This window comes from uncultured Oscillibacter sp. (assembly GCF_910587525.1).
GTDB lineage: Bacteria > Bacillota > Clostridia > Oscillospirales > Oscillospiraceae > Oscillibacter.
Genome location: NZ_CAJULS010000201.1, coordinates 1 through 3,034 on the forward strand (window position 1 = coordinate 1; position 3,034 = coordinate 3,034).

Genomic DNA, 3,034 nt, shown 5'->3' on the forward strand with positions numbered 1-3,034 from the left:
ACCCGCGGTATCGACGTGGGCGCCAAGATCGAGGTATACCGTGTGATGAACGACATGGTAAAGGCCGGAAAATGCGTCATCATGGTCTCTTCGGAGCTGCCGGAGATCCTGGCTATGAGCGACCACGTGGTGGTCATGCGCGGCGGCCGGGTCATGGCCAACGTGGAGCGCGGATCGGAGCACTTCAACTCCGAAGATATTATGAAAGCGGCCTGGGGAGGAGAGTTAAACTGATATGAAAAGCAAGAGTACTGTGAAAGAGCTGCTGGAAAAGCTCGGCACCGTTGTGGCGCTTTTGATCCTGATTGTGATTTTTTGCATCGTCATGCCGGATAAATTCCCCCGCATCGGCAACATCATGAACATCTTAAAGCAGGCGTCCATCAACTGCCTGATCGCCTCGGGCATGCTGTGTGCTCTGATTACCGCCGGCATCGACCTGTCCGTGGGCTCCAACTGCGTGCTGTGCACCTGCACCATCGGCGTGCTGGTCCAGAATTTCGGCGTGACCAACGCCTTCATCCTGGCAGTCTGCGGCCTGGCGGTGAGCACCTTTGCCGGTTTTATCAACGGCACCCTGCTGACCCGCCTGGACCTGCCCCACCCCTTCGTGTCCACCATGGGCATGAAGAACGTGCTGCTGGGTATCGCTCTGGTTATCACCGGTTCCAAGTCCATCGGTTTCACCAACACCGGCGTGGACGCCCTGATGTGGATCGGCGGCGGCTCCGTGTTCAAGGTCGGCGCTTTCCCCGGCATCCCCGTCAGCTTTATCCTGGTCATCTTGGTGTTTATCCTCTTTGATATTTTCCTGAAGAAATCTGCTCTGGGCCGTCAGATCTACTGCTGCGGCGGCAACCCTGAGGCGGCCCGGCTGTCCGGTATTCCTTCCAAAAACGTGCTGACCTTTGTCTATGCCCTGTCCGGCTTTATGGCGGGCATGGCCGGTGTGGTCTCCGTGGGACGTCTGGCCTCTGCCAATGCCAACGCCGGTACCACCTATGACAACGACGCCATTGCTGCCTGCATTGTGGGCGGCGCTTCCTTTACCGGCGGCAAGGGCACCATCTGGGGCACCCTGATCGGCGCTATGATTATGGCGGTCATCCGCAACGGCCTGAACCTGATGGGCGCCTCCAACGATTTGCAGTACATCGTCATCGGCGCCGTCATTATTCTGGCCGTCACCATTGACGTGGTCCGCAATAAGATGGAGGCCAATGCCCGGAAAATGGCTGCTCAGTAATGCGGATTCCTTAAAACAGAAAATATGAAACAGCGAAGGCGTACCCGCGGTTGGGCGGGTACGCCTCTGTTTCTCTATGTGCCGGTCTGCCGGGTTATTCCCCGTCATTTTTTCGGTGCCGCCTGCGGTACTCGTTGGGACTGATCCCCTCCAGCCGCCGGAAGCTCTGGGAAAAATAGCTGAGAGAGGAGAAGCCCAGGATCTGCGCGATTTGGGAGATACTGTGGTCAGTTTCCCGCAGCAGAAAGCGGCTCTCCTGAATCCGGCGGGCAATGAGATAGCTGATGGGAGAGGTGCGGAACTCCCGCTGAAAGGTGTGGGCCAGATGGTATTTGTTGATGTGGGCCATTTCCGCCAGCTGCTCCAGAGTCAGATTCTCCTTGAAATGGTTGTCAATATAGCGCCGGACCAGATTGCACTCCCGGCTGGAGCGGGGACCCGCTGTCTCGCCGGAGAGAACGATGTCCCGCTGGCGTCCCAGTCGGACCAGCACCACCTCCAGCAGATTCTGGCAGACTGTCTCGCGGCCCGGCAGGGCCCCGGCGGCCTCCTGGAGCATGAGCCGCAGACAGAGGATCAGCTCCTCCCACCCGGTGTGGAGGTGCAGCATGGTGTATCCCTCCGCCCCGGCCAGAGTCCCCAGGCCCTCCACCCCCAGCACGGTGTACTCCAGCGGGCTCTCCAGCTGGCTGACCTCGGTATGGGGGACGTTGGCATTGACGATGACCACGTCCCGGATGGTGACGGGAATATCCCCCTGTTGGGTGCGAAAGCGGCCGTGGCCGCCGGTGATGAAGAATACCTCGGCGCAGCCGTGGGTGTGGAGGCTGGAGTTCCAGTCCTGGCTGTATTGGGTGTGGGAGGCGTAGAGCAGCCGTCCCGTCCCGCCCGGGCGGGAGAGGACGCCGGAGGCCTCCTCCTGAAATGTATATTGGCACGTGCCCATAAATTTCGCCTTCCGTTCTCCGCAATTTTTTGAAAATCAGAGCTGTCAGACTTTTTAAACAGTATAGCGTATTTAATAGAATTGTGCAACTTTGAAAAAATTTATTTTCATATTAGGTGGGATTTTGGCGTAATTCATGGGAAATAGAAGGCGAGAGATCGTGAAATTATAAATTATATATAAAAACTGCGGGGGAGATTTAAAAAAATTCTGTAAAAGCGCAAAGAAAACAATATCTATAAAAAGAAGCGCAAGAAACGGATTGTTTTACCAGTAGGGGACCCGCTATACTTAATTTATAAGAGGCCGGCATACCGGCCATCTGCGTTTTTCCAAATTTGAAGGAGGTAGAACCATGAAGAAGTTTTTCAGTCTCTTGCTGGCGCTTTCCCTCGTTCTCTCCCTGGCCGCCTGCGGCGGCGGCAATACGCCTCCCGCCGCTGACAGCGGTACCACGCCCCCGGCGGACAACAGTGATCCGGCTCCCGCCGACGTGACCATCACCGTGGCTGCCCTGGCTTCCGGCTATGAGGAGGCTTATCCCGGCATGTGGCAGGAGGTCTGCGACGCCTTCACCGCCGAGACCGGCGTGAAGGTCAACCTGATCTGCGACAAGAACCTGGAAGATGTCATCGGCCCCTCCATGCAGGGCGGCGACTTCCCGGACGTGATCCACCTGGCCACCGGCCGTGAAAAGGGCTTAACCGAACAGTTTATCAAGGACCGCAACATTGCCGACATCACCGACGTGCTCAGCATGACCGTGCCCGGCGAGAGCGTCAAGGTTTCCGACAAGATCGTGGGCGGCTTCACCGACACCTCCGTCACCAACCCCTACGGCG

At 57.4% G+C, this 3,034-nt stretch carries 2 protein-coding genes and 2 pseudogenes; 3 read left to right on the forward strand and 1 reads right to left on the reverse strand.

Annotation, left to right across the window (positions count from 1 at the left end):
• Window positions 1-234, forward strand: a pseudogene (locus QZ326_RS12375) (D-xylose ABC transporter ATP-binding protein); the annotation flags it as partial.
• A gap of 1 nt (window position 235) precedes the next feature.
• The gene (locus tag QZ326_RS12380; protein WP_295745719.1) at window positions 236-1,246 is read left to right on the forward strand and encodes an ABC transporter permease; all 1,011 of its coding nucleotides are present in this window, start codon (window positions 236-238) and stop codon (window positions 1,244-1,246) included.
• Window positions 1,247-1,340: 94 nt separating this feature from the next.
• Here QZ326_RS12380 and QZ326_RS12385 read toward each other — a convergent pair whose 3' ends face one another.
• Complete coding sequence (locus QZ326_RS12385) at window positions 1,341-2,192, reverse strand: AraC family transcriptional regulator (RefSeq protein WP_295745722.1); 852 nt, start codon at window positions 2,190-2,192, stop codon at window positions 1,341-1,343.
• Window positions 2,193-2,547: 355 nt separating this feature from the next.
• Here QZ326_RS12385 and QZ326_RS12390 point away from each other — a divergent pair.
• Window positions 2,548-3,034: pseudogene (locus QZ326_RS12390) on the forward strand (carbohydrate ABC transporter substrate-binding protein); the annotation flags it as partial.

Coding starts and splice junctions, on each gene's coding strand:
- QZ326_RS12380 (WP_295745719.1), top strand. CDS start 236: ATGAAAAGCAAGAGTACTGTGAAAGAGCTGCTGGAAAAGCTCGGCACC.
- QZ326_RS12385 (WP_295745722.1), bottom strand. CDS start 2,192: ATGGGCACGTGCCAATATACATTTCAGGAGGAGGCCTCCGGCGTCCTC.